Source organism: Terrabacter sp. BE26 (assembly GCF_041941675.1).
In the GTDB taxonomy this organism is placed as follows: domain Bacteria; phylum Actinomycetota; class Actinomycetes; order Actinomycetales; family Dermatophilaceae; genus Terrabacter.
The window spans coordinates 3,203,386-3,226,807 of the sequence record NZ_CP090122.1 but is presented as its reverse complement, the minus strand read 5'-3'; the positions used below and the strand labels follow the sequence as shown (position 1 = coordinate 3,226,807).

The 23,422-nt window shown below is 71.0% G+C and carries 20 protein-coding genes and 1 riboswitch; of the genes, 7 read left to right on the top strand and 13 right to left on the bottom strand.

Annotation, left to right across the window (positions count from 1 at the left end; translation table 11 throughout):
• Positions 1-2: 2 nt before the first annotated feature.
• The 3 genes from LQK93_RS14805 to LQK93_RS14795 are packed head-to-tail and all read right to left on the bottom strand — an operon-like array spanning position 3 to position 2,210.
• Complete coding sequence (locus LQK93_RS14805) at positions 3-752, bottom strand: SDR family NAD(P)-dependent oxidoreductase (protein ID WP_374968543.1); 750 nt, start codon at positions 750-752, stop codon at positions 3-5.
• Positions 745-1,962, bottom strand: coding sequence for an AMP-binding protein (locus LQK93_RS14800; RefSeq protein WP_374968542.1), 1,218 nt, complete (start codon positions 1,960-1,962; stop codon positions 745-747). Before LQK93_RS14800 ends, LQK93_RS14805 begins: the two co-directional genes overlap by 8 nt.
• A complete protein-coding gene (locus tag LQK93_RS14795; protein ID WP_343989500.1) occupies positions 1,959-2,210 on the bottom strand; it encodes an acyl carrier protein in 252 nt (83 codons plus the stop codon). Before LQK93_RS14795 ends, LQK93_RS14800 begins: the two co-directional genes overlap by 4 nt.
• A 107-nt stretch (positions 2,211-2,317) precedes the next feature.
• Here LQK93_RS14795 and pseH point away from each other — a divergent pair, with 107 nt between their 5' ends.
• The gene (gene pseH, locus LQK93_RS14790; RefSeq protein WP_374968541.1) at positions 2,318-2,809 is read left to right on the top strand and encodes a UDP-4-amino-4,6-dideoxy-N-acetyl-beta-L-altrosamine N-acetyltransferase; all 492 of its coding nucleotides are present in this window, start codon (positions 2,318-2,320) and stop codon (positions 2,807-2,809) included.
• Between the two features lie 6 nt (positions 2,810-2,815).
• Positions 2,816-3,895: a pseudaminic acid synthase gene (gene pseI, locus LQK93_RS14785; RefSeq protein WP_374968540.1), complete on the top strand. Its 1,080-nt coding sequence runs from the start codon at positions 2,816-2,818 to the stop codon at positions 3,893-3,895.
• A 94-nt stretch (positions 3,896-3,989) separates the two neighbouring features.
• Here the strand turns inward: pseI and LQK93_RS14780 are convergent, their stop codons facing one another.
• Genes LQK93_RS14780 through pseB form a run of 3 tightly spaced genes read right to left on the bottom strand, consistent with a single transcriptional unit; the run spans position 3,990 to position 7,276 of the window.
• Entirely contained in the window at positions 3,990-5,153 is a 1,164-nt protein-coding gene (locus LQK93_RS14780) for a hypothetical protein (RefSeq protein WP_374968539.1), read from the bottom strand.
• A gap of 4 nt (positions 5,154-5,157) precedes the next feature.
• Positions 5,158-6,285 (bottom strand): UDP-4-amino-4,6-dideoxy-N-acetyl-beta-L-altrosamine transaminase, encoded by a 1,128-nt coding sequence (gene pseC / locus LQK93_RS14775; RefSeq protein WP_374968538.1) that lies wholly within the window; start codon positions 6,283-6,285, stop codon positions 5,158-5,160.
• Between the two features lies 1 nt (position 6,286).
• Positions 6,287-7,276 carry a UDP-N-acetylglucosamine 4,6-dehydratase (inverting) gene (gene pseB, locus LQK93_RS14770; protein ID WP_374968537.1) on the bottom strand — a complete coding sequence of 330 codons (990 nt, stop codon included), beginning with the start codon at positions 7,274-7,276 and terminating at the stop codon, positions 6,287-6,289.
• Positions 7,277-7,516: 240 nt separating this feature from the next.
• Between pseB and LQK93_RS14765 the strand changes: the two genes are divergently transcribed.
• Genes LQK93_RS14765 through LQK93_RS14755 form a run of 3 tightly spaced genes read left to right on the top strand, consistent with a single transcriptional unit; the run spans position 7,517 to position 12,226 of the window.
• Positions 7,517-8,572, top strand: a complete 1,056-nt coding sequence (locus LQK93_RS14765; RefSeq protein WP_374968536.1) for a PseG/SpsG family protein — start codon at positions 7,517-7,519, stop codon at positions 8,570-8,572.
• Entirely contained in the window at positions 8,572-10,812 is a 2,241-nt protein-coding gene (locus tag LQK93_RS14760) for a hypothetical protein (RefSeq protein WP_374968535.1), read from the top strand. The genes LQK93_RS14765 and LQK93_RS14760 overlap by 1 nt, the downstream gene beginning before the upstream one ends.
• Positions 10,813-10,831: 19 nt before the next feature.
• Positions 10,832-12,226 (top strand): cytidylyltransferase domain-containing protein, encoded by a 1,395-nt coding sequence (locus LQK93_RS14755; RefSeq protein ID WP_374968534.1) that lies wholly within the window; start codon positions 10,832-10,834, stop codon positions 12,224-12,226.
• 20 nt (positions 12,227-12,246) lie between these two features.
• Here the strand turns inward: LQK93_RS14755 and LQK93_RS14750 are convergent, their stop codons facing one another.
• The 4 genes from LQK93_RS14750 to LQK93_RS14735 all read right to left on the bottom strand — a co-directional run bounded on the left by LQK93_RS14750 (position 12,247) and on the right by LQK93_RS14735 (position 16,182).
• Entirely contained in the window at positions 12,247-13,020 is a 774-nt protein-coding gene (locus tag LQK93_RS14750) for an ABC transporter ATP-binding protein (RefSeq protein WP_374968533.1), read from the bottom strand.
• 1 nt (position 13,021) lies between these two features.
• Positions 13,022-13,816 carry an ABC transporter permease gene (locus LQK93_RS14745; RefSeq protein WP_374968532.1) on the bottom strand — a complete coding sequence of 265 codons (795 nt, stop codon included), beginning with the start codon at positions 13,814-13,816 and terminating at the stop codon, positions 13,022-13,024.
• Positions 13,816-14,802, bottom strand: a complete 987-nt coding sequence (locus LQK93_RS14740; protein WP_374968531.1) for a glycosyltransferase family 2 protein — start codon at positions 14,800-14,802, stop codon at positions 13,816-13,818. Before LQK93_RS14740 ends, LQK93_RS14745 begins: the two co-directional genes overlap by 1 nt.
• A 216-nt stretch (positions 14,803-15,018) precedes the next feature.
• Positions 15,019-16,182 (bottom strand): acyl-CoA dehydrogenase family protein, encoded by a 1,164-nt coding sequence (locus tag LQK93_RS14735; RefSeq protein ID WP_374968530.1) that lies wholly within the window; start codon positions 16,180-16,182, stop codon positions 15,019-15,021.
• A 256-nt stretch (positions 16,183-16,438) separates the two neighbouring features.
• Positions 16,439-16,558: riboswitch (SAM riboswitch) on the top strand.
• Positions 16,559-16,626: 68 nt separating this feature from the next.
• Here LQK93_RS14735 and LQK93_RS14730 point away from each other — a divergent pair.
• Together LQK93_RS14730 and LQK93_RS14725 are read left to right on the top strand one after the other, a co-directional pair.
• The gene (locus tag LQK93_RS14730; protein WP_374971517.1) at positions 16,627-17,973 is read left to right on the top strand and encodes a bifunctional o-acetylhomoserine/o-acetylserine sulfhydrylase; all 1,347 of its coding nucleotides are present in this window, start codon (positions 16,627-16,629) and stop codon (positions 17,971-17,973) included.
• 65 nt (positions 17,974-18,038) lie between these two features.
• On the top strand, positions 18,039-19,076 hold the full coding sequence (locus LQK93_RS14725) for a S66 peptidase family protein (RefSeq protein WP_374968529.1): 1,038 nt from the start codon (positions 18,039-18,041) through the stop codon (positions 19,074-19,076).
• A gap of 44 nt (positions 19,077-19,120) precedes the next feature.
• On the opposite strand, the gene LQK93_RS14720 is transcribed toward LQK93_RS14725, so the two are convergent.
• From LQK93_RS14720 to LQK93_RS14710, 3 genes are all read right to left on the bottom strand, one after another.
• Complete coding sequence (locus tag LQK93_RS14720) at positions 19,121-21,007, bottom strand: Na+/H+ antiporter (protein WP_374968528.1); 1,887 nt, start codon at positions 21,005-21,007, stop codon at positions 19,121-19,123.
• Between the two features lie 83 nt (positions 21,008-21,090).
• Complete coding sequence (locus LQK93_RS14715; RefSeq protein ID WP_374968527.1) at positions 21,091-22,311, bottom strand: DegT/DnrJ/EryC1/StrS family aminotransferase; 1,221 nt, start codon at positions 22,309-22,311, stop codon at positions 21,091-21,093.
• Positions 22,308-23,408: an SDR family NAD(P)-dependent oxidoreductase gene (locus LQK93_RS14710; protein ID WP_374968526.1), complete on the bottom strand. Its 1,101-nt coding sequence runs from the start codon at positions 23,406-23,408 to the stop codon at positions 22,308-22,310. Before LQK93_RS14710 ends, LQK93_RS14715 begins: the two co-directional genes overlap by 4 nt.
• Between the last annotated feature and the right edge of the window lie 14 nt (positions 23,409-23,422).

Below are 23,422 nucleotides of genomic sequence, written 5' to 3'. Positions count from 1 at the left end.
CATCAGATGCTGTTGCCGCCGTCGACGGTCAGGACCTGGCCGTTGATGTTGGTGTCCTGGAACAGCAGCATGTTGACGACCGGCACGATGTTGTCGGGCTCGACCAGCCGCCCGGACGGGGTGCGTCGCGTGATGGTGTCCAGCTGGGTCTGGCCCAGCACCGAGCTCATCTCCGACGCGAAGAAGCCCGGCGCGACGCTGTTGACCAGCGCGCGCCCGTGCATCTCGCGCGCCATGGTGCGCATGGCGCTGTCGAGGCCACCCTTGGTGGCGGAGTAGGCGACGAGGCCCGAGTAGCCGCGCTGCGCGCAGACGGAGGTCACCATGACGATGCGGCCCCGGTTGCCCTTGGCCATGATCCGGCGCAGGACTGCCCGCGCCAGCAGGAGCGGCGCGGTCAGGTTGGTCTCGATGATCTTGGCGATCTGCTCGGGCGAGGTGTGGACGTGGAGGCTGTCCTGGCCCATCGCGGCGTTGTTGACCAGTGCGTCGATCGGCCCGAGACGGCTCTCGGCCTCCTTGAGGAAGGCGTTGATGGCCTTGACGTCGGTCACGTCGACCGAGGCGGCGACGACTCGGTCGGGATGCGCGTCAGCGACCGCCTGGAGCTCGGGAGTCACGGTCCGGGCGAAGGCGGCGACCTTGGCTCCCTGCGCGAGGATGTCCTCGACGATGGCCAGGCCGAGACCCCGGGAGCCGCCCGAGACGACGACCACCGTTGCGGGGCCGATGGGTTCGGTCTTGTCAGACATCGCTCTTCAGGGTCTCCTTGATCGGGATCTGGTCCAGGAAACGCACCCGTCGGGGCACGGAGTAGTCGGGCAGTCGAGCGGCGCACCAGGCGGTCAGCTCTGCGTCGGTGGTCTCGCCCGAGAGCACGACCTCTGCGGTGACGATGCTGCCGACGATGGGGGCCTTGCGCCCCCGCACGGAGGCCCACGCCACGGCGGGGTGTGCCTGCAGCACGTCGCGCACCGCCGAGGCCGACGCCTTGGCGCCCCCGACGTTGATCTCGTCGGACGCGATGCGGCCGGTGATGAGCACGCGGCCGTCGACCACCTCGACCCGGTCGCCGGTGCGCAGGACCCGGTCGATGCCCTCGCCGCGCTTGGGCGAGGCGATGAGCAGCTCACCGTCGTCGATGGTGAGGGTCGCCCGACCGTCGCCCTCGCGTCCGAGCCACTGCTCGGGGAAGCCGGCCCGGCCGTCGTGCACGGCGATCGTCGCGCCCGCCTCGCTCGAGGCGTAGATCCACGAGACCCGGGCGTTCGGGAACATCTCGGTCAGGCGGGTGAGGATGGCCTGGTCGACCGGCTCGCCACCGAGGGTCACCTGCTCGAGCGGTAGCGCCGCGACGCTGTCGGGGTCGCGGTAGAGCGCCTGGCGCCAGAAGGTGGGCGTGCCGGAGGCGGCGGTCACGCCGACCTCCAGGGCCCGCGCGGGCCACGTGTCCAGCTCGTCGGGCTCGATGAACAGCACGTCCTGGCCGGGGTGGGCGATGCTGAGCGTCACGACCTGCCACCACGCGTACGCGCCGTGCGCGTACGGGCACAGCCAGGTGCGACGGGGCTGGTCGCCTGCGACCGTCGTCAGCGACGCCAGGGTGTGGGCCACCTGCTTGGGCCTGCCCGTGCTGCCACTGGTCAGCAGCCAGACACGTCCCGCGGTCGCCCCTCGCTCGGTCGAGGGAGCCGTGACCTCCTCGCCGTCGACGATCGCCAGGCCTGCCGAGCGCAGGTCGTCGGCGAGGTCGGGGGTCACCCGGGTGCGCGAGGCCACGAGGACCTCGGTGTGGCCGGTCGCGGCCGCCCACACCGCACGTGCAGCCTCGTGGTTGTCGCGCACGAGGACCGCCGCTGCCTCGGGCAGCTCCATACCCTCGAGCTCGTCCCAGCGGCCGTCGAAGCCGCGGGTGATGATCCGATTGCCGGCGCCGGCGGGACCGCCGGCTCCCGCGCTCACGCGGCCTGGAGCTGCTCGAGGAAGTCGAGCACGTCGGAGACCGTGGCGATCTGTCGCAGCTCCGGGGCGTCGAAGTTCAGCTCTTCGCCGATCTCGTCCTCCACGCGCAGCGCCAGCTCGGAGAAGTCGAGCGAACGGAAGCCGATCTGCTCCAGGTTCGCCGAGTCGTCCGCGGGCATCGACTTGCCCTGGGCCTGAAGGACCTCGGCCATCATCGTCCGGATCGCATCACGGCTCAGTGCGCTCATGTTTCCGCCTTGGGCTGGGGGTTGGGGCGTCGGGTAGTCTAACAACGAATCCCCCACCGACTGCCGCGGCCCCACGGAGCCCGCGGCATCCTCATGAGGAGGGCCAGATGCTCCGCCCCGCAACCGATGCCGACAGCGCAAACGTGCTCCGGTGGCGCAACCACCCGGAGGTTCGTGCCGTCTCGCTGACCCAGCACGAGATCACCGACGAGGAGCACGCCGCGTACTGGGCGGCCACCCGTGACAGCGACGCACGCGCCACCTTCATCTACGAGCGCCACGAGGTCCCCTCGGGGGTCGTCACCTACTTCGACATCGACCGCGAGGCCGGCAGCGCGTGGTGGGGCTACTACCTCGACAACGAGGGGCTCAAGGAGCGCGGTGAGCTGCTGCCGGCCTGGATCGAGATCCAGCGGCAGGCCAAGCGCCTCGCGTTCGACGAGCTCGGCCTGAACACCCTCGAGGGGGAGGTCCTCGAGAGCAATGAGGCCGTCCGCCGGTTCAACCGTCGCAACGGCTTCCAGGAGATCGAGCGCTACACCCAAGACATCGACGGCACCCCGACACCCGTGCTGCGGGTGCGAGCCACGAAGGACTGATCAACCATGACGAGCACACCGGTCGAGACCCCGGCAACCACGTCCCTGACGATCGGCGGCATTCCCGTCGGCCCCGAGGCACCGCCGTTCATCATCGCCGAGATGTCGGGCAACCACGACGGCAGCCTCGAGAAGGCACTCGAGATCGTCCGCATGGCCGCGAAGGCCGGCGCCCACGCGATCAAGCTACAGACCTACACGGCCGACACGATCACCATCGACGTCGACAAGCCGGAGTTCCGCCTGTCGGAGGGCCACGAGCTGTGGGGTTCGCGCCGCCTCTACGAGCTGTACGAGGAGGCCCACACGCCGTGGGAGTGGCACAAGCCCATCTTCGACCTGGCCCGTGAGCTCGGCCTCCTCGCCTTCTCCAGCCCCTTCGACCCGACGGCCGTCGAGTTCCTCGAGGGCCTCGAGGTCCCGGCCTACAAGATCGCGTCGTCCGAGATCGTCGACCTGCCCCTCATCCGCCTGGCCGCCCAGACCGGCAAGCCGCTGATCATCTCCACCGGCATGGCGTCCGTCGGCGAGATCGCCGCCGCCGTCGACGCCGCGCACTCGACCGGCAACCGCCAGGTGATGCTGCTCTCCTGCACCGTGAGCTACCCCGCCGACCCCGCCTCCTCGAACCTGCGCGGCATCCCGGTCATGCGCGAGGCCTTCGGCGTGCCCGTCGGGCTGTCGGACCACACGATGGGCATCGGCGCTGCCGTCGCGTCCGTCGCGTTCGGCTCGGTGCTCGTCGAGAAGCACGTGACGATGTCGCGCGAGGGGGGCGGCGTCGACTCTGCCTTCTCCCTCGAGCCCGACGAGCTCGCTGCCCTCGTGCGCGAGACGAAGGTGGCCTGGCAGGCGCTCGGCGAGCCGCGCATCGGGGCGCGCGAGGCCGAGCGTGAGGGCCTCCGCTTCCGCCGCTCCCTCTTCGTCGTCGAGGACGTCAAGGCGGGTGACCCCGTGACGTCGGCCAACGTGCGCTCCATCCGGCCGGCCAACGGCCTGTCGCCCGACGCCTTCTCGCTCCTCGAGTCCAAGCGCTTCACCCGCGACGTCGAGCGCGGCACCCCCATGTCGTGGGACCTCGTCTGAGTCGTCCCTGCCGGCCGCACGGCCGCCGACGAGAAGAGGGCCCCGACCGCAACACGGTCGGGGCCCTCTTCCGTCACCTGTCGGCGCCGGGACGTCAGTCCTGCTCCTGCAGTGCCGGATCCAGGGCGGGGTCCTGAGCGGCGGCCGACAGCGGCACGGTCGTGGCCGGGTCGGCAGCCGGCGGCTGCTCGGCCTGGTGGTCGGTCCTGGACACCGCCCGGGCGGCCGGGTCGGTGCTGTGCCCCTCCGCGTCGTCGACGGCCTGGTCCTCCTCGTCGACGGTCGCATCGATGGAGATGACGACGTCGGACAGCTCGCCGGCGCCCGGTGCCCGGTGGCTCTCGGCACGGTGCTGACGGCGGCGCCGCCGGGCGAATGCCGACGGCTCCTCGTCCAGCGGCGGGGCCGGCGGCGGGGTGCCAGGGACAGCGATCTCGGGAGCCCAGCCGAAGGCGTCGATGACCTCAGCCGGCGACAGCATCTCGTCCGCCCCGAGCTCCCGGTTGGCCACCTGTGCGGCGTAGTCCATCGGCACGGAGAACTGGTGCATCTCGGGCCAGATCCGTCGAGGCTTGCCGACGCCACCCAGGACGGCGTGGTCCGACTCCAGGGCCATGGGGTCGCCGTAGACGCCGACCTCGACGCCCGCCGACGCGGCATACAGGATGGCGCTGCTCATCCGGTTGCTGACGACGCGCTTGTGCTGGCGCATCTCGTGCAGCTGGCGGTAGAGGAACGCGACATCGGTGTCCTGCCAGAGGTAGCCGCGCTGGCCGTGGGTGACGACACGCACTCCGGCGTCCTCGTACTGGCGACGCACCTTCGGGTTGTCGTACTCGTTCCAGTGGAGGCAGACCGTGATGGGCACGTCGCCCTCGGCCTCCTTGACCTCCTCGATGTACTCGGTGTGGCTGCCGAGCACCTGCTGCCCCTCCCAGCCGTGGAAGGGGTAGACGATCGTGCCGGTCCGCGGAGGGGCCGTGGCGAGCCACTCCTTCTGGCGCTCGAGCTCGAGGAGGTAGAGCCAGGGGGCCGCGACGACCATGTAGTTGCGCAGGCCCGCGGCCCAGCCACGCCGGGCACAGGCCTCGGACCAGACGAACTTGGGGTACTGCGGGGTGAACACCGTCCCGACCGCGAAGCCGTCGTGCATGTTCCAGCCGTGCTGGAGGTAGCCCCAGATCCGTGGCGGGTGCTCGAGGCCGACGTAGCGGGCCATGATGTGCGCATGCCCGTAGAAGTGGTTGGCGTGGTGCATGGGCTCAGCCTCCGACGGCCGAACGCACGGCGTCGATGACCTGGTCGACCTGCGCGTCGGTCAGCTCGGCGTGCATGGGCAGCGACAGCTCTTCGGCGTAGAACTGCTCGGCGTTGGGGCACATCCCCCGCTGGTAGCCGAGGTCCTCGAACATCGGGTGCCAGTACACCGGGATGTAGTTGACCTGCACGCCGATGCCGTCGGCGCGCATGGCGTCGAAGACCTCACGTCGGCGACCACCGAGGACGCGCAGCGGGTAGAGGTGCCAGGTCGGGTCGACGTGCTCACGCCGGGTCGGCAGCCGGATTCCGTCGACGCCGGCCAGGCCCTCCTGGTAGCGCGCGAAGATCGCGGCGCGTCTGGCCTTGAAGGAGTCGAGGCGCTTCAGCTGGCTCAGGCCGAGCGCCGCGAGGACGTCGGGCAGCCGGTAGTTGAGGCCCCACTCGTGGACCTCCTGGTGCCAGGGACCCTCGTCGGGGTAGCGCATCCGGTCGCGGTCACGCACGAGCCCGATGAAGTGGAACTCGTGCGCCCGCTGCCCGAGCTGCGGGTCGAGGGTCGCGACCGCGCCGCCCTCGGCCGTCGTCATGTTCTTCGTCGGGAAGAACGAGAACGTCGTGAGGTCTGCGAGGGACCCGACCGGGCGGCCCTTGTAGGTCGACCCGATCGAGTGCGCCGCATCCTCGACCACGAGCGCACCCACGCGCCGGGCCGACTCGGTGATGGCGTCGATCTCGATGGGGTGCCCGGCGTAGTCCACACCGGCGATGACCTTCGTGTCGTCCGTGACCACCGCGTCGACCGCTGCCGGGTCGATGTTGGCGGTGTCCTCCTCGACGTCGACGAAGCGGATCCTGGCCCCGAGGGCGACCGCGCACGAGGCCGTGGCGACGAAGGTCATCGGCGTCGTGACGACCTCGTCACCGGGGCCGACGCCGGCCGCGGCATACGCGATGTGCAGGGCGGCCGTGCCGCTCGTCGCGCTGACGCAGCGGGTTGCGCCGCTGAGCGCCGCGAGCTGCTCCTCGAACGCCGTGACGGTCGGGCCGGTGGTGAGCCAGTCGCCCCTCAGCACCTCGGCGACGGCGGCTACGTCGTCCTCGTTGACCGACTGGCGTCCGTAGGGGATCACCTCAGATACCCGCCTCGAGCATCTCGCGGATCTCGTCGGCACCGATCCAGATGTCGTTCTTGTCGGAGGCGCAGTGGAAGCCCTCGGGCACGGGCTCGCCGTCGGTGCGCGGCTGGTAGCCCCACGTCGCGAGCTCGGGCTCGAGCACGTAGTACTTGCCGTCCATGATCGTGATGGCGCGGCGACCCTCCTCGGGGCTGATCATCTCCTCGTGGAGCTTCTCGCCGGGGCGCAGGCCGATGTCGTGCATCTTGGCGCCGGGGGCGATCGCCTGGGCGAGGTCGGTGACCAGGTGCGAGGGGATGTGCGGCACGACGAGCTCACCGCCCTGCATGAGCGAGAAGGTGTCGAGCACCATCTGCACGGCCTGGGGCAGCGTGATGAGGAAGCGGGTGCAGCGCAGGTCGGTAATGGGCAGCGACTCGCCCGCCGCGTGCAGCGCACGGAACTTGGGGATGATCGAGCCGCGTGAGCCGGTGACGTTGCCGTAGCGCACGACCGCGAACCGCGTGGGGTACTGCGCGGCGTAGTGGTTGCCGAGGATGAAGAGCTTGTCGGCCGTCAGCTTCGTGGCGCCGTAGAGGTTGATCGGCGAGCTGGCCTTGTCGGTCGAGAGCGCGACGACCTTCTTGACGTCGGCGTCGATCGAGGCCTCGATGACGTTCTGGCTGCCGAGGACGTTGGTCTTGACGAACTCGTGCGGGTTGTACTCGCCGGTGTCGACCTGCTTGAGGGCGGCAGCGTGGACGACGTAGTCGGTGCCGTGCATCGCGCGGCGCAGGCGCGGAAGGTCGCGGACGTCGCCGATGAACCAGCGCAGGCGCGGGTCGTCGTTGAAGAGGTGGCGGACCTCCCACTGCTTCAGCTCGTCACGGCTGTAGATCATGACGCGCTTGGGGTTGTGGTTGTCGAGCACCTCACGGATGAACGCCTTGCCAAAGGACCCGGTCCCACCTGTGACGAGGATCGACGACCCTTCGAGAATGCTCACCCTTTGACCTCCTGGTCATGAACTGGAAACTCACGCCGCGCGGCCCGTCGGCGGGCATCGCGCAGGGTGGCGCTCGACCAGCGCCGACGGCGAGGTTAACACCTCCGCTCCGTCGCCCGCCCGTCGCCGGACCGTCGCCGGACCCTAACCGGGCCCCCGCCGGACGCTCCCCGGACCGTCGCGGGACCTGGCGCAGGACCGTGGCAGGACCCGGGACAGCGCTGCGGCAGACTGTGGCCCATGCCCGTGCACATCGCCCTGCGCTGCGACGCCAGGCCCGACATCGGCACGGGCCACGCCGTCCGCTGCCTGGCCCTCGGCGACGAGCTGACCGCCCGAGGCGCACGCGTCACCATCCTGGGTGAGGTCAGTGGTGTGACCTGGCTGGAGGAGCAGATCGACCAGCGCGGGCTCGCGGTGGTCCCCGCCCCGGTAAGCCCCGAGGAACTGGCAGCCGCGGCGACCGAGCTCGCCTGCGACGCAGTCGTGCTCGACGGCTACCACCTCGACCTCGGCTGCGGCACGGCCCTGCGCGCGGCGGGCGTCGCCGTCCTCTCCGTCGTGGACGACAGGTTCGGGGCGGGCCAGGACGCCGACCTCTACCTCGACCAGAACTTCGGCGCGCAGCCCGCGCCCGGCATCCCCGCGGAGCGACAGCTGCTCGGGCTCGACTATGCCCTGTTCCGCGACGAGGTGCTGCGCCACCGACCAGCCGCGCCGCGGCGAGCACCCACTGGCGCCCCGCGTGTGCTCGCGGTCTTCGGCGGCTCCGACCCGTATGCCGCCGCGACCGTCGTCGTGCCCTTGCTGCTCGCGACCGGCCAGCCCCTCCACCTGACGGCGGTGGCCGCGCGGCCCGAGATCGCCGAGGTGCTCGAGGGGCTGCCGACCGGGCCGGGGCAGCTCGTGGAGGTGGTGGCGCCCACGCCCGACCTGGCCGCCCTGGCCGCCACGTGCGACCTCGCGGTGACCGCCGCGGGCAGCTCGGTCTGGGAGTTCCTGTGCCTCGGCCTGCCCTCGCTGCTCGTGTGCGTCGTCGACAACCAGGCGCCCGGCTACGACGCGGTGACGGGACAGGGCCTGGCCGAGCCCTTCGGCCACCTCTCCCGGCTCCGGGACGACGCCGACGCACGCGAGCTCGCCATGGCGACCTTCGAGCGGTTGCTGTCGGACCCCGCTCGGCAGGACCACCTCGCGGCGGTCGGCATGTCGCTCGTGGACGGCCGCGGTCGGGCCCGCGTCGCCGACGCGCTTGAATACTGCCTCTCGCTCCGTCCCCCACAGATGAGGACTTGATGACCCGCGCCCGGCCCACCGCGACAGACCTTCCCACCTTCGGCCCCACCTTCGATGCGATGTGCGCCGCGGCGGCGATCCACTGGCGAACAACCCTTCCCCAGGCTGACGAAGACGCGCCTGTGGTCCTCGTCGACCTGCTGATGCAGGACCTCCGCCTGGCGCTGCGGACGCTGACCCTGGCCAACAGCGTGCGGCGCATGCAGGCGGCGCGCCTCGTGGTCCTCGTCGGGCCGAACCGGCACTGGCACGACGGCATCTGGGACGGCTACGACCGGGAGCGATGGCTGCAGCTGGCTCGGGCCTACGGTGCGGACGACGTCATCGACGTCGCCGGACTGACCGGCCTGCTCGAGGCTGGTTCCCCCACGGTCGAGCTGCTGGGAGGGCGGTTTCCAGCCGCACCCTCACAGGACGAGACGGCGCTCCGACGACTTCGGACCCTCAGCGACTCCACCGCGGTCCGGGTCCTTCGCGTGCCGCGGCTGCGGGATGCATCCCCCGAGGACGACGTGCTCGGGATCGAGCGTTCTGTCGCACTGGAGGACCGCCTCTACCGCACCATCTTCGACAGTCTTCCCGTCCGCGCCTTCGTCACGAGTCACGTGGACTACGGCCAGTGGGGTCTGGCCGTGGAGGCCGCGACGCGTAGCGGGGTGCCGGTGGTGCACGCCCAGGCCACCGGGGGCCTCAAGGCATACGCGCTCTTCGCGGGCAGTGAGGGCGCGGAGCTGGGGTTCCGCCGCGCGTTGACGCTCCAGATCCAACAGCAGTTCGAGGATCAGGTCTGGCGGCACCGGGATGTCCTGGCAGCCGGAGCCGAGCGAACGGCGTGGCGCTCGAAGGCCAACCTCGGCAGGCCCTCGTGGTGGCGCGGCGGCGGGGAGATCTCGCGCCTGGACCTGCGCAGCACCGCTGAACGCGCCGCACTTCGTGGCGAGGCTCTTCGACGGCTCGGGCTCGACACCGACAAGCCGGTGGTGACGGTCTTCGCCCATGCCGTCTCGGACGCGGTACAGGGCAACCACGAAGCCTTCGACGACCTCGCCTCGTGGTTGGAGAGGACTGCCGACTTCGCCGCGGCCACTCCCGAGGTCTCGTGGCTCTTCCTCGATCACCCCAGCCAGGTGAACTATGACCGCACCGAGCACTTCGAGCACCTGGCCGGTCGGCATGCCGATCACCGCCACATCGTCTTCCGTCCGAGCCTGAGCCTCAGTCGCAACTCGCTGTGGAGCATCACCGACCTGGCCGTGACCGTGAGAGGAAGCGTCAGCGCGGAGTTCCCTGCCTACGGCATCCCTGCCCTGCAGGCGGGCTGGTCGGAATGGAGCCATCTGGGTTTCAGCCGCCGCGCCGACACCGAGGACCAGTACTACGACGAGCTGCGCACCTGCGTGCGGGCTCTCTGCGCCGGAGAACGGCTCCTGACGGCCGAGCAGGTTCGCCGCGCCCGGCTCTGGCTGTGGCTCTACCGCAGCGGCGCCGATGTCACGACTCCGTTGGTGCCCCACTGGGAGAACGGCCAGGGAACAGCCCTGCACCAGCTGGTCACAACGGCGATGAACCACGTCGAGGACGATGCCGACCCCGCCTACGTGAGCGTGAGGCGCCTGTGGGAGCGTCGCGAGGCCGTGCTGACGAGGATGGACCTCGGTCTCGAGTCGTGCGAGCTGGCCGACCAGCACGCGCTCGCCGCGGATCCGGGCCGGCCTAGGGAGACGGTCGGACTGGAGACCGCCCACGAGGACTGGGCACCGAGAGCCGCAGGGCGGGTGTCCTCGGGACGCGACTTCCCGTTGCGGATGGTCGAGGGGTTCGTCCGCGGTGAGGCCATCGTCGGTCGTGCCAGCCACCCGGAGGCCATCCTGGTGCTCGACACCGGTGCGCACGAGGGCTCCGGCCACCTGGAGATCGAGTTCGCGGTCGACTCCGAGAGTGCGTCCTGGTGGGACAGACGTTCAGCCGAGTCGATGTCAGAGTCGTCCGGACGGCGCCGTCGACTGTCCGTCGCTCTTCCCGGGTCCCCGGAGACGGTGGTGGAGCTCCCACACACGCCTCCACCCGGCGGCGCGATGTCCACCGCGCGCGTCGCCCTGAAGCTGCCGGCACCTTCCGGCAGACTCGTACCCCTCGTCATCCGCAGTCATCAGGGAAACACGCGTGAGTTCCTGCCGCAGAGCATCATCGGGCTGAGGGTCAACTTCATGCGCATGAGCACCGGTCAAGCCGGCCAGTAGCACCGAGCCAGGAGAAACAGTGTCTCGTACCCGCGTCGTCATCCAGTCGCGACTGAACTCGTCCCGCCTTCCGGGCAAGGCCATGCTCACCATCGGTGGTATGCCGCTCATCGAGCTCGTCGCACGACGCGCGAGCCGCAGCGGTCACGAGGCGGTCGTGGCGACGAGCGAGGAGCAGTACGACGAGCGCATTGCCGGGCACCTAGCCGCGGCGGGGATCCCGGTCGTGCGCGGCTCGCTCGACGACGTGCTCGGCCGGTTCGTGCAGGCCACCGCCGACCTCGCACCCGAGGACCGCGTCGTGCGGCTGACGGGCGACAACCCGGTGGCCGACGCCGACCTCGTCGACGAGCTGCTCGCTGCCCTCGACGCCAGCGACCACACCTACGGACGCGTCGACATCGACCAGGTGCCGGAAGGCCTCGGGGCCGAGGCGTTCTCGGTCGCCGCGCTGCGTGAGGCCGACGCACAGGCGACCGCGGCCTACGACCGGGAGCACGTCACCCCGTGGCTGCGGCGCACCCTTGGGGAGCTGCTGTTCGTGCCCCAGGGGTGCCCCGGTGACGTCCACGCCTACCGCGCCACCGTCGACACCCTCGGCGACTACGTACGCGTGTCCTCGCTCTTCGACGACGTGGCCGACCCGGTCGGGCGTCCATGGCTGGCCTTCATGGAAGACCTCGCCGCCCGCGTGGACGCGGCCGGGGCCCGTGTCCCCTCGACCACGTCGGCGGCCGGTCGGGTGTCCCGCGTGGTCCTCTCGGCCCGCGCCTTCGACGCGGGCGACGCTAGCGGTGACAAGCCCGCAGAGAGCGCCGAGCGGCTCAGGGCCCTGATCGCCGATGCCATCGAGCGCGGTGTCACGCACGTCGACGTGGGGCGTGACGACGGCCGCAGCGAGGAGCTGCTGCGCAGCTGCGCCGAGCCCGCGCTCGTCAAGCGCTTCGGTCTGATCTCGCGCCTGTCCGCGCCGGCGCTGGAGGACGCCTCCTCACAGGACGCATACGACCTCGCCGTCGAGGCCTCGGCCGAGCGCAGCTTCGCCAACCTCGGTCGCCGGAGCGTCGACGCACTGGTCTTCCCCGACTCCGTCACGGCAGCACGTGGCTGGCCGCGGGCCCAGCGCTATGTCGGCGACGGAGTGGCCCGGTCCATCGGGCTCGTCGCCCGTTCGCAGGCCGACCTGGAGTGGGCCGCGGCGACGGCCGACGTCGGCTACGTCGAGGTGCGCGTGGTGCCGGGCCCCACGACCGACCGGCTGCTGGCGCAGCTGGCAGCGCGTGGCGCCACCCTCGTGGCGGGCGACGAGGCAGACGGCGGCCCGGACGGGCTGCCCGCGTGGGCCACCGCCGTCATGGTCACCGACCTCGAGCCGTCCGCCTTCGACGCAGCCGTGGCGGCCGTCAACCGCTGACCAGCGCTGACCAGCGCTGCTCAGGCAGGCGCGTTGTACTGCTCGAGGATGTCGTCCATGGGCCCGTCGGCCACCAGCCGTCCCGACTTGAGGTAGAGCCCGCGGGTGCAGAACCGCCGCAGGTCGGGCTCGGAGTGGGAGACGAGGAACAGCGTGCGCCCCTGGCTCAGGAGGTCCTCCATCCGGCTGTAGCACTTCTCGCGGAAGTCCTTGTCACCGACGGCCAGCACCTCGTCGACCAGCACGATCGGCTCGTCGAGGGTCGTGATGAGCGCGAACCCGAGGCGCACCTGCATGCCGGACGAGAAGTGCCGGAACGGCATGTCGAGCCCGGCCTTGACCTGGGGGCCGGCGAACTCGACGATCTCGTCGAAGCGCTCCGTGATCTGCTGCTTGCTCAGGCCGTGCAGGCCGGCGGTCAGCATGACGTTCTCGCGGGCGGACAGCTCCCCGAGGAAGCCGCCGGTCAGCTCGATGAGCGGGGCGACGCCACCGTTGACGCGCACGCTCCCCTCGTCGGGGAGGAGCACTCCCGCGATCGTCTTGAGCAGCGTGCTCTTGCCACCACCGTTGGAGCCGACCAGGCCCACGGCCTCGCCGGGGCCGACGGTGAAGGACACGTCCTTGAGGGCCCAGAAGGTCTCCTTGGGTGCGGTGTTCTGCCGACGCAGCACCATCTCGCGCAGGGAGAGCTTGCGCCGTCGGGAGCGGAAGAACTCGATCCCCAGATCGTCGACCGCGATGACGTCGCGGGTGCTCGTGGTGGTCGACGTCTGGTCAACCAGCGGGGCCATCTCAGATCTCCTTCAGCACGGCGCGCTCCATGCGCGCGAACGTCACGACGCCCCAGGCCAGGAACCCGAACGACATCAGGGTGCCGACGACCAGCGGGGCCACCTGCAGGTGCTCCTTGAAGAACCCCGCACGGTAGAGCTCGAGGATGCCGCTCATGGGGTTGAACCACAGCGCCGTCTGGAGCCATTGGGGCGCCTCGTGGAGCGTGTAGATGATGGGGGTTCCGTAGAAGAGCATCCGCAGGGCGATGCGGACGACGCGGATCGTGTCGTCGGCGAGCACGGTGGCCGGGGCGAGCAGCAGCCCGATGCCGGTCTGGAGCACGAACTGCAGGACGAGGGCCACGGGGAAGAGGATGAGGCGCCAGTTGAGCCTCGTCTCCCCCAGGAGGACGTAGACCAGCACGAAGGCGAAGAGCACCGGCAGCGACAGCAGGAACTCGATCCCCTTGGCGATGACCACACGCACCACCCACAGCTCGCGAGGCAGGTTCGTCGAGCGGACGAGCTTCGCCTCGGCCACGAGGGCCCGTGCCGTCTCGTTGACGGACGCGTTGAACCACTGCCAGGGCAGGAGCCCGAGGAGCAGGAACAGGAAGTAGGGCGTGTGGCTCTTGTCGGTGCGGTGGAAGATCACGGCGAAGACGAGGAAGTAGATCAGCGCCATCGCCAGCGGGTCGATGATCGTCCAGAGGTAGCCCAGCCAGCTGCGGGCGTAGCGCACGCGCAGGTCACGTTGGACGAGAGTCCCCAGAATCGAGCGGAAGGCCCAGATCCGGGCAAAGCGCTCCTGCATCACGACTCGTCTCCTTCAGGGACCAGCTGGTCCGGCCGGCTGGTGAGGAAGCCCCAACCCCAGCTCATGTGCATGGTGGCGAGCACGGCCGGCACACGGACCGCGACCCGGGCGCCCTTGCGACGCGCGATGGCCACTCCCCCGACACCGATCCCGGCGGCATACGCGGCGGGGACGGCCCAGAGCGGCCGCCACACCAGCCCTCCGACGACGCCGGCCGCGACGGCGGCGAGCGCGGTGGGCGGGGCGAGGTAGCGGGCGTTGATGGAGCCCTTGTGCCGCGCGGCCACGACTCGGCGCCAGCGGCCGTAGTCGCGGTACTGGCGGCTGAGGGCGCGCAAGGTCGGTCGCGGGCGGTACTCGACGGTGAGGGCCGGGTCGAACCAGACGACCCCACCGGCCTGGCGGATGCGGTAGTTCAGCTCCCAGTCCTGGGCGCGGGTGAAGCGGGGGTCGTAGCCGCCGGCCGCCGTCAGCCACTCGCGCCGGAAGACGCCGAGGTAGACGGTGTCGGCCGGGCCCGGCTCACCACCGGTGTGGAACCGCGCGCCGCCGACGCCCAGGGGCGAGGTCATGGCCGTGGCCACGGCCTTCTCGAAGTCGGTGACCCCCTCGGCGCGCATGACGCCGCCGACGTTGGCGGCGTTCGTCTCCTGCAGGACCCGGACGGCGTGCTCGATGTATCCCCTGCTGAGGAAGCCGTGTCCGTCGACCCGCACGATGATGTCGTGCTTCGCTGCGGCGACCGCGAGGTTCAGCGCCTCGGGCGTGCGCCCGGAGGGGTTCTCGACCACGGTGATGCGGGGGTCGCGCTCGGCGAGGCGTCGCGCCACCCCGAGGGTGTCGTCGCGCCCCGGGCCGACCGCGAGCACGACCTGGATCTTTCCGGGGTAGTCCTGGGCCACCACCGCAGCCACGGCGTCCTCGAGGTGCCGCTCCTCGTTGAGCAGCGGCATGATGACGCTGACCGGAGGTGTTGGGTCCACGCGTACGGATCCTTCTCGTTCGGGGCGATGGGGTGCAGCAGGCGTTCGCGACCCGCACCGGGCCGAGCCAGCCTACCGCCCCGCGAAACTACCCCTGCCACGTCGGGGACTCGCTGGGAGAACCGTGACCGGCCGCCGGGAACGAGCGTGCGGCCGAGCCGCCCTGGGCACGCCCACCGCCACACGGTCGCGCGCCCGCGCGCTCGCCCGGCCCTGCTACTTCAGCAGCTGGCGTGCCATCACGAGCCGCTGGACCTGGTTGGTGCCCTCGTAGATCTGGGTGATCTTCGCGTCGCGCATCATCCGCTCGAGCGGGAAGTCACTGGTGTAGCCGGCGCCGCCGAGCAGCTGCACGGCGTCGGTCGTGACCTTCATCGCGACATCAGAGGCGTAGCACTTGGCGGCCGCCCCGAAGAACGGGAGGTCCTTGTCGCCGCGCTCGGACTTCGCGGCCGCGACGTAGACCATCTGGCGCGCGGCCTCGAGCTCCATCGCCATGTCGGCGAGCATGAACTGGATGCCCTGGAAGTCGGCGATGCGCTTGCCGAACTGCTTTCGCTCCTTGACGTAGGCGAGGGCCTGGTCGAGTGCACCCTGCGCGATGCCGACGGCCTGCGCGCCGATGGTGACGCGGGTGTGGTCGAGCGTGCGCAGCGCGATCTTGAGGCCGTCGCCGACCTGGCCGACGACGCGGTCGCCGGGGAGGCGGACGTTGTCGAAGTGCAGCTCGCGCGTGGGGCTGCCCTTGATGCCGAGCTTGCGCTCCTTCTCCCCGAAGGTGAACCCCTCGTCGGACTTCTCGACGACGAAGGCCGTGACGTTACCGCCGCGCGGGCCGTCGGGGTCGGTGACCGCGAGGACCGTGTAGTACTCCGAGACGCCGGCGTTGGTGATCCACGACTTCTGCCCGCTGAGCACCCAGCCGTCGCCGTCCTGGCGGGCCCGGCAGCGCATCGACGCGGTGTCGGAGCCGGCCTCGCGCTCGGAGAGGCCATAGGAGAAGGTCGTCTCCCCCTTGGCGAGCGGCGGCAGGTAACGGGACTTGACCGCGTCGCTCGCGGCGAGGATGAGCGGCAGCGAGCCGAGCTTGTTGACGGCGGGGATGAGCGAGGCCGACGCATCGACGCGGGCGACCTCCTCGATGACGATGCAGGTGGCGAGCGCGTCGGCTCCGACGCCGTCGTACTCCTCGGGCACGTGCGGGGCGAAGAAGTCGGAGGCGACGAGGGCGTCGTGGGCCTCCTGGGGGTAGCGCGCCTCCTGGTCGACGGCGGCGGCATACGGGGCGATCTTGTCCTCGGCGACCGCGCGGACTGCCGCTCGGAGGGCCTCGTGGTCCTCGCTGGTCCGGAACAGGTCGAAGTCGGCGTTCGTGCTCACGATCGGTGATCCTACTCGTGAGTTCGGATTAGTAGGACGTCCTAGTGATCGACGCCACCCACGCTCACGCCAACTGCGCCACGGCGCACTTTCCGTGCTCCGCGCGACCCGGAACAGCGCGCCAACCGCGCCGCGGCGCACTTCCGGAGCCGAGGCCGAGACGAGGCCGAGACGCGGGCGCCGTATGCCGTCTCGACGTCCACGATGAGGACACCCGTTCACGTCGGGTGAGCACGCGTACGTACACTCGGCGCTAGGTCATGAGTGCCAGCGACAAGCCCCGGCTCGCTGGCCGGCAACCCTCCAACCGCGGTGGGGTGCCCCGGGTGAGGACCTGGCCCGTCGACGCCACCCGGCGCGTGGGCAAGCGCGGAGAGACCTCCCGAGAGACCCTCTCCCGCACCGACCCGTCGGTGCGCCGGCTGCCGAACGCCAGGCCCGGTCATCGACACGACCGAGGAAGAGCAGCCAGAGATGACCGAGCCCCACTGGTCCTTCGAGACCAAGCAGATCCACGCCGGACAGTCCGCCGACGGCACCACCGGCGCCCGGGCACTGCCGATCTACCAGACGACGAGCTACGTCTTCAACGACACAGACCATGCCGCAAACCTGTTCGGGCTCAAGGAGTTCGGCAACATCTACACGCGGATCATGAACCCGACGAACGACGTCGTCGAGCAGCGCGTCGCGGCGCTCGAGGGTGGCGTCGGCGCGCTCCTCGTCGCCTCCGGCCAGTCCGCCACGACCCTGGCGCTGCTCAACATCGCCGAGGCCGGCGACCACATCGTCGCCTCCCCGAGCCTCTACGGCGGCACCGTCAACCTGCTGAAGTTCACCTTCCGCAAGCTCGGCGTCGAGGTGAGCTTCGTCGAGGACCCGACGTCCATCGACTCCTGGCGCGCGGCCGTGCGTCCCAACACCAAGGCCTTCTTCGGCGAGACCATCGCCAACCCCAAGGCCGAGGTGCTCGACATCGAGGCCGTGGCCGCCGTCGCCCACGAGAACGGCGTGCCGCTCGTCGTCGACAACACCATCGCGACGCCCTTCGTCATCCGGCCCATCGAGTGGGGCGCCGACGTCGTCGTGCACTCCGCCACGAAGTACCTCGGCGGCCACGGCACCTCGATCGCCGGGGTCATCGTCGACGCGGGCCGGTTCGACTACGCCGCGGACCCGGAGAAGTTCCCGAACTACAACACGCCGGAGGAGAGCTACCACGGCCTCGTCTTCGCGCGGGACCTCGGCGTCGGCAGCCCCCTCGGGGCCAACCTCGCCTACATCCTCAAGGCGCGGGTGCAGCTGCTGCGCGACCTCGGGCCCTCCGCCGCGCCGTTCAACGCGTTCCTCATCGCCCAGGGCCTGGAGACGCTGTCGCTGCGCATCGAGCGCCACCTCGAGAACGCCGCGAAGGTGGCCGCGTTCCTCCAGGGCCACGAGCAGGTGGAGCGGGTTGTGTGGGCGTCGCTGCCCGAGAGCCCGTCCTACGCGACGGCGCAGAAGTACGCGCCCCGCGGCGCCGGCGCGGTGCTGTCCTTCGAGATCGCCGGGGGCCTGGAGGCGGGCAAGAAGTTCGTCGAGGCGCTGACGCTGCACAGCCACGTCGCCAACATCGGCGACGTGCGCTCGCTGGTCATCCACCCGGCGTCGACGACGCACTCGCAGGGCCCGGAGGCCGACCGCCTGGCCGCTGGTGTCACGCCCGGCCTCGTGCGCCTGTCGGTCGGCATCGAGCACATCGACGACATCCTCGCCGACCTCGAGCAGGGCTTCTCCGCCGCGAAGGCCTGAGGGCGCGCGAGAACGCGACGAAAACGGGGCGAGAGCGGGTCGGCACGGCTGGCACGATGTCGGCCATGCCGATCCGCTACCCCGTCCCGCTGCGCCCCGGCGACCGGATCGGCGTGACGTCACCGAGCTCGGGCGTCCCCGACGCACTGTGGGGACGGTTCGAGTATGCCGTCCGCTGCCTCCGCGACCGCGGCTTCGACGTGGTCGTCGGCGAGCTCAACCACGCGCCCAGCCACGTCAGCGGGCCCCGTGAGGCGCGGGCGGCCGAGCTCATGGCGATGCTCCTCGACCCGACCATCCGGGCCGTCGTGCCGCCGTGGGGTGGGGAGACCTGCATCGACCTGCTCGACCTGCTCGACCTCGACGCCGTTGCCGCGTCCGAGCCCACGTGGTGCGTCGGCTTCTCGGACACCTCGACGTGGATCACGCCGCTGACGCTGACCACGGGCATCGCGACGATCCACGGGCAGAACCTCATGGACACCCCGTATGCCGTGCCGGACGGCATACTCCACTGGGTCGACGTCGCGGGGGCAGCGGCCGGCGACGAGGTCGCCCAGCACTCCCCCGGCCGCCACCGCTCGGGGGGCTGGGACGACTACGCCGCCCGCCCGACGGTCACGTCGATGACGCTCGAGGGGCGCGGCACCTGGAGCCGGATCGACCCGGGGCAGGAGGACGAGCCGATCACCTTCTCCGGCCGCCTCGTCGCGGGCTGCGTCGAGACACTCAGCTTCCTGGCAGGCGGGCGTTTCGCCGACATCGCGGGCTTCGCGCGTGACCACGCGCCCGAGGGGGTCGTGGTGGCCCTCGACATCGCCGAGTGGCGGTCCCACGACATCTGCCGCGCCCTCCACGCGATGCGGCTGCGCGGCTGGTTCGACGCCGCGAACGGCATCCTGGTGTCGCGCACCAAGGCCGCCGAGCCGGACGGCTTCACCCAGCACGCCGCCGTCGTCGACGCCCTCGGCATGCTCGGTGTGCCCATCGTCGCCGACGTCGAGTGCGGGCACGTGCAGCCCATGCTCGCGCTCGTGCAGGGCGCCTGGACGACCGTCGTCCACGACGGCGACGAGCACATCGTGACGCAACGACTCGACTGACACCCCGGCTCACACCCCGGTTCACACCCCGGCCCGGCCGTGGGTCAGCCGACGACCTCGTCGACGTAGCACCAGCGCCAGGCCTCGCCCGGCTCGATCGAGCGCATCACCGGGTGGACGGTCTCGTGGAAGTGGGCGCGCGCGTGCTTGCGCTCGGAGGAGTTGCAGCAGCCGACGTGGCCGCACGTGAGGCACAGGCGCAGGTGGACCCAGACGGTGCCCTCGCGCAGGCACTCCTCGCAGCCCTGGGGCGTGCGGGGCTCGAGGAGGGAGTCGACCTGCTGGAGGTGCTGGCAGGGTGACTCGATGGTGTCCACGGGCAGCATCTCGCTCGGCGCCAGGCGGCTCTCCTGGTCGTCGACCCGGTCGAGCACCGTCTCCTCGAGGTCCAGTGAGCCGAGCACGACCCGCAGGACGGCGTCGTCGGCGCGGCCCTCGTCGCGCAGGCGGAGCACCTCGTTGCGCTCGGCCTGCAGCATCTGCATCCGGGCCCGCCGGTACTTGGCGCTCGGCGTCTCGTCCGCATCGCCGCTGCGTGGGCTGAGCCGCTCCCACATCTGGTTGAGCCGGTCCTCCGAGCGCGAGAGCAGCAGCTCGCGTGTGGCCTCGTCCACGTCGGGCATGGCGTCCAGCACGTCGAGGCCGGCGCGGGTGGCCGACTGCAGCACGGTGGCGGCCTGCAGCGCGTCCTCGCGAGGGTCGGGCCCGCGCACGCCGAGACGTCGGGCGAGCGCCGGCAAGGTGGTGCCCTGGATGAGCAGGGTCCCGACCGTGACGACGACGGCGATGAGCACGAGCACGTCCCGGTGCGGTGTCCTCGCCGGCAGCAGCAGGGCGGCGGCCAGCGTCACCACCCCTCGCATGCCGGCCCACGACAGGATGACCGTGTGCGACCACGGGGCGTCCGGGTCCTGGTGGGTGACTTTCGTCCGCAGCAGGCGGAAGGGGAACACCCACAGCGGGCGCAGCAGGAGCACCGCGAGGAGCGTGCCGAACGCGGCGAGCGCGATCTGGCCGGGCGGGAGGTTGGACTCACGGACCTTGGCGAAGACGTAGAAGACCTGCAGGCCGATGAGCAGGAAGACGGCGTTCTCGAGCAGGAACTGGATCGAGCTCCAGTTGATCCGCTCGCTGAGTCGGGAGGCACCCGACTGGGTGCGCGGCGAGCGGTGCCCGAGGATCAGCCCCGCCGTCACGACCGCGATGACCCCGGAGGCGTGCAGCTCCTCGGCGGGGACGTAGGCGGCGAAGGGCACCATGAACGACAGGATCGTGTCGAAGACGGGGTCGGTCGAGAAGTACCGACGCAGCACGCCGACGAGCAGGGCCACGGCGACCCCGACCGCGACGCCACCCAGAGAGGCCCAGAGGAAGTCGAGCGTCACACGGCCGACGCTGACGCCGTCGGTGGCCACCCCGGCGGCCAGGCCGGCGGCCGCGAGCGCCGTGCGCAGGGAGACCAGCGCGGTGGCGTCGTTGACGAGCGACTCGCCCTCGAGGATGGTCACGAGCCGCCGGGGCAGGCCGATGCGTCGTCCGACTGCGGTCGCGGCGACCGCGTCCGGCGGCGCGACGACCGCGCCGATCGCGAAGGCGACCGCGAAGCGCAGCCCGAGGGCCCACTGGAGGAACAGGGCCACCCCGAGGGCCGTGAAGAGGACGAGCCCGACCGAGAGGCTCAGGATGACCCCCTTGTTGTTGCGGAAGTCGACGAGCGAGGTCTGGATCGCGGCGGCATACAGCAGCGGTGGCAGGATGCCGAGCAGCACGATGTCGGGCGACAGCGCGACCTGGGGCACGAAGGGCAGGTAGGAGCCGAGGATCCCGATGACGATGAGGACCAGCGGTGCCGGCAGGTCGAACCGGTCGGCCAGCCACGACCCCCCGAGGACCGTGGCGGTGATGGCGAGCAGGCCGATCGCGATCTCCACCTCGTCATCCTGCCGTATACCGGGTGGCCGCTCCTAGCCTCGTCCAGGGTCGTCGGCGCTCGACCGGCGACGCACCGAACCGGTCAGCCGAAGAAGGAGCGGACCGCCGCGATGACGCGATCCTGGTCGGCGTCGGAGAGGTCTGTCGCGCAGGGCAGGGAGATCCCACGGGCGAAGAGCCCCTCGCCGACGGCCCCACCGAGGACGGGCGCCGACAGGAACGGCGGCTGCGCGTGCAGGGGCCGCCAGAGGGCTCGCGCCCCGACACCGAGACCGGTCAGGTGGTCCAGGAACTCGTCCCGTCCCCGCCCGTCCTCGGCAGGCACGAGCACCGAGTACAGCCAGTAGGTCGCGCCGAGGCCCTCGACCCGCGGGGGCAGCACGAGCGGCAGGTCGGCGAACGCCTCGTCGTAGCGGGCGGCGATGCGGTGCTTCGCGGCGACGAACTCGTCAAGTCGCTCGAGCTGGGCCAGGCCCAGCCCCGCGGCGAGGTTGGTGAGGCGGTAGTTGTAGCCGACCTCGTCGTGGAGGTAGCCGACGTCGGGCACCTTGGCCTGGGTCGTGAGGTGCCGGGCGCGGGCCGCGAGGTCGTCGTCGTCGGTGACGATCATCCCGCCGCCGCCGGTCGTCGCGATCTTGTTGCCGTTGAAGGAGAAGCAGCCGATGCGCCCGACCGTGCCGGTGTGCCGGCCCGCGTAGCGCCCGGCCGTCCACGTGGCACCGAGGGACTCGGCTGCGTCCTCGAGCACGGGTATGCCGTGTCGTTCGCAGGCGTCCACCAGCGGTGCCATGTCGGCGGGCTGGCCGAGCACGTGGACGACCTCGACGACCTTCGGCTGGCCCTCCCCCGCGACGGCCCGGCGGTCGAGCTCGGCTGCGAGCAGCGCGGGGTCGAGGTTCCAGGTCGTCGTCTCGGCGTCGACGAGGACGGGACGGCCGCCGCAGTAGGCGATGGGGTTGACGGAGCCGACGAAGGTGAAGTCGGAGCACACGACGTCGTCGCCGCGCCCGACGCCGAGCAGGATCATGCCGATGTGGATGGCGGCGGTGCCGGTGGCGCAGGCGATGGCGTGCTTCGAACCCACCTTCTCGGCGAACCGCCGCTCGAACTCGGACACGAACGGGCCGACGGACGAGACGAAGCCGGACTCGACGGCCTCGAGGACGTAGCGGCGCTCGAGCTCACCGATGTTGGGCACGGCGAGCGGGATCGTCCCCTCGGGTCCGCGGGCGCCGGGCGCGTGCGCCTCGGCGGCCGGGGCCGCCCCGGCTGCGCCGCCCGAAGCACTGCCGGCGGCCGTCACCGGTGGTACCGCCCGGCCGTCTCGGGGTCGACGCGCGGCCGCAGCCACTCGGCGGTCGCAGCGAGCCCGTCCTCGAGCGAGACGGTCGGCGCCCAGCCGAGCACCTCGTTGGCCCGCGAGGGGTCGGACAGCAGGATCTGCACCTCTGACCCCTCCGGACGGATGCGGGCGCTCTCGGTGACGATCTCCGCGTCGCTCCCGGTGACCTTGCGGCACAGCTCGACGACGTCGCCCACCGAGACGGTGCGCCCGGTGCCGAGCTGGATCGTCGTGCCGGGCGCCACGTCGGTGAGGGCCGCGCGGACGAAGCCGTCGGCCGTGTCCGTGACGAACGTGAAGTCCCGCTTGGGGCTGACGTCGCCCAGCTTGAGCTGGCTGGCCCCGGCGAGCAGCTGGGACAGGACGGTCGGGATGACGGCGCGAGTGGACTGGCGCGGCCCGAAGGTGTTGAACGGGCGCAGGGTGGTCACGGGCGTCTCGAACGACAGGGCGTACGACTCGCACATCTTGTCGGCGGAGATCTTCGTCGCGGAGTAGGGCGACTGGCCCCGCAACGGGTGCGCCTCGGTGATCGGCACCTCCTCCGGCGTGCCGTAGACCTCGGAGGTGGAGGTGTTGACCATCCGGGGCGTGCCGTGCCGGCGGACCGCCTCGAGCACGTTCAGGGTGCCGATGACGTTCGTCTCGACGTAGGAGCGGGGAGCCACGTAGGAGAAGGGGATCGCGATCAGCGCGGCGAGGTGCAGCACGACGTCGACGCCCTCGGTGCTTGCTGAGACGTGCTCCGGGTCGCGGATGTCGCCGAGGACGACCTCCGCCTGGCCGTCGCGCACCGCCGTGCGGAACGTCTCGGACTCGTCGAGCCAGCCGGTCGAGCCGTTGGAGTTGTAGAGGCAGAAGGCACGCACCTGCGCCCCCTCGGTCACGAGGCGCTCCACGACGTGGGACCCGATGAAGCCGTCGGACCCCGTGACGAGCACGGTCCTGCCGGCGAGCGAGCCCTCGACCGGGCGGGCAACGAGGTTTCCTCCTGCGTCGGCTGCTGCGTCGGAGCCGGGGTCGCCGGCGGAGATGGTGGTGCCCGGATGTGTCGTCACAGCTGCCTTCTCGT

Bases quoted from the DNA above. Each gene is read 5' to 3' on its own strand.
- LQK93_RS14805 (WP_374968543.1), bottom strand. From the start codon at position 752: ATGTCTGACAAGACCGAACCCATCGGCCCCGCAACGGTGGTCGTCGTC.
- LQK93_RS14795 (WP_343989500.1), bottom strand. From the start codon at position 2,210: ATGAGCGCACTGAGCCGTGATGCGATCCGGACGATGATGGCCGAGGTC.
- pseH (WP_374968541.1), top strand. From the start codon at position 2,318: ATGCTCCGCCCCGCAACCGATGCCGACAGCGCAAACGTGCTCCGGTGG.
- pseI (WP_374968540.1), top strand. From the start codon at position 2,816: ATGACGAGCACACCGGTCGAGACCCCGGCAACCACGTCCCTGACGATC.
- LQK93_RS14780 (WP_374968539.1), bottom strand. From the start codon at position 5,153: ATGCACCACGCCAACCACTTCTACGGGCATGCGCACATCATGGCCCGC.
- LQK93_RS14765 (WP_374968536.1), top strand. From the start codon at position 7,517: ATGCCCGTGCACATCGCCCTGCGCTGCGACGCCAGGCCCGACATCGGC.
- LQK93_RS14760 (WP_374968535.1), top strand. From the start codon at position 8,572: ATGACCCGCGCCCGGCCCACCGCGACAGACCTTCCCACCTTCGGCCCC.
- LQK93_RS14750 (WP_374968533.1), bottom strand. From the start codon at position 13,020: ATGGCCCCGCTGGTTGACCAGACGTCGACCACCACGAGCACCCGCGAC.
- LQK93_RS14745 (WP_374968532.1), bottom strand. From the start codon at position 13,816: ATGCAGGAGCGCTTTGCCCGGATCTGGGCCTTCCGCTCGATTCTGGGG.
- LQK93_RS14725 (WP_374968529.1), top strand. From the start codon at position 18,039: ATGCCGATCCGCTACCCCGTCCCGCTGCGCCCCGGCGACCGGATCGGC.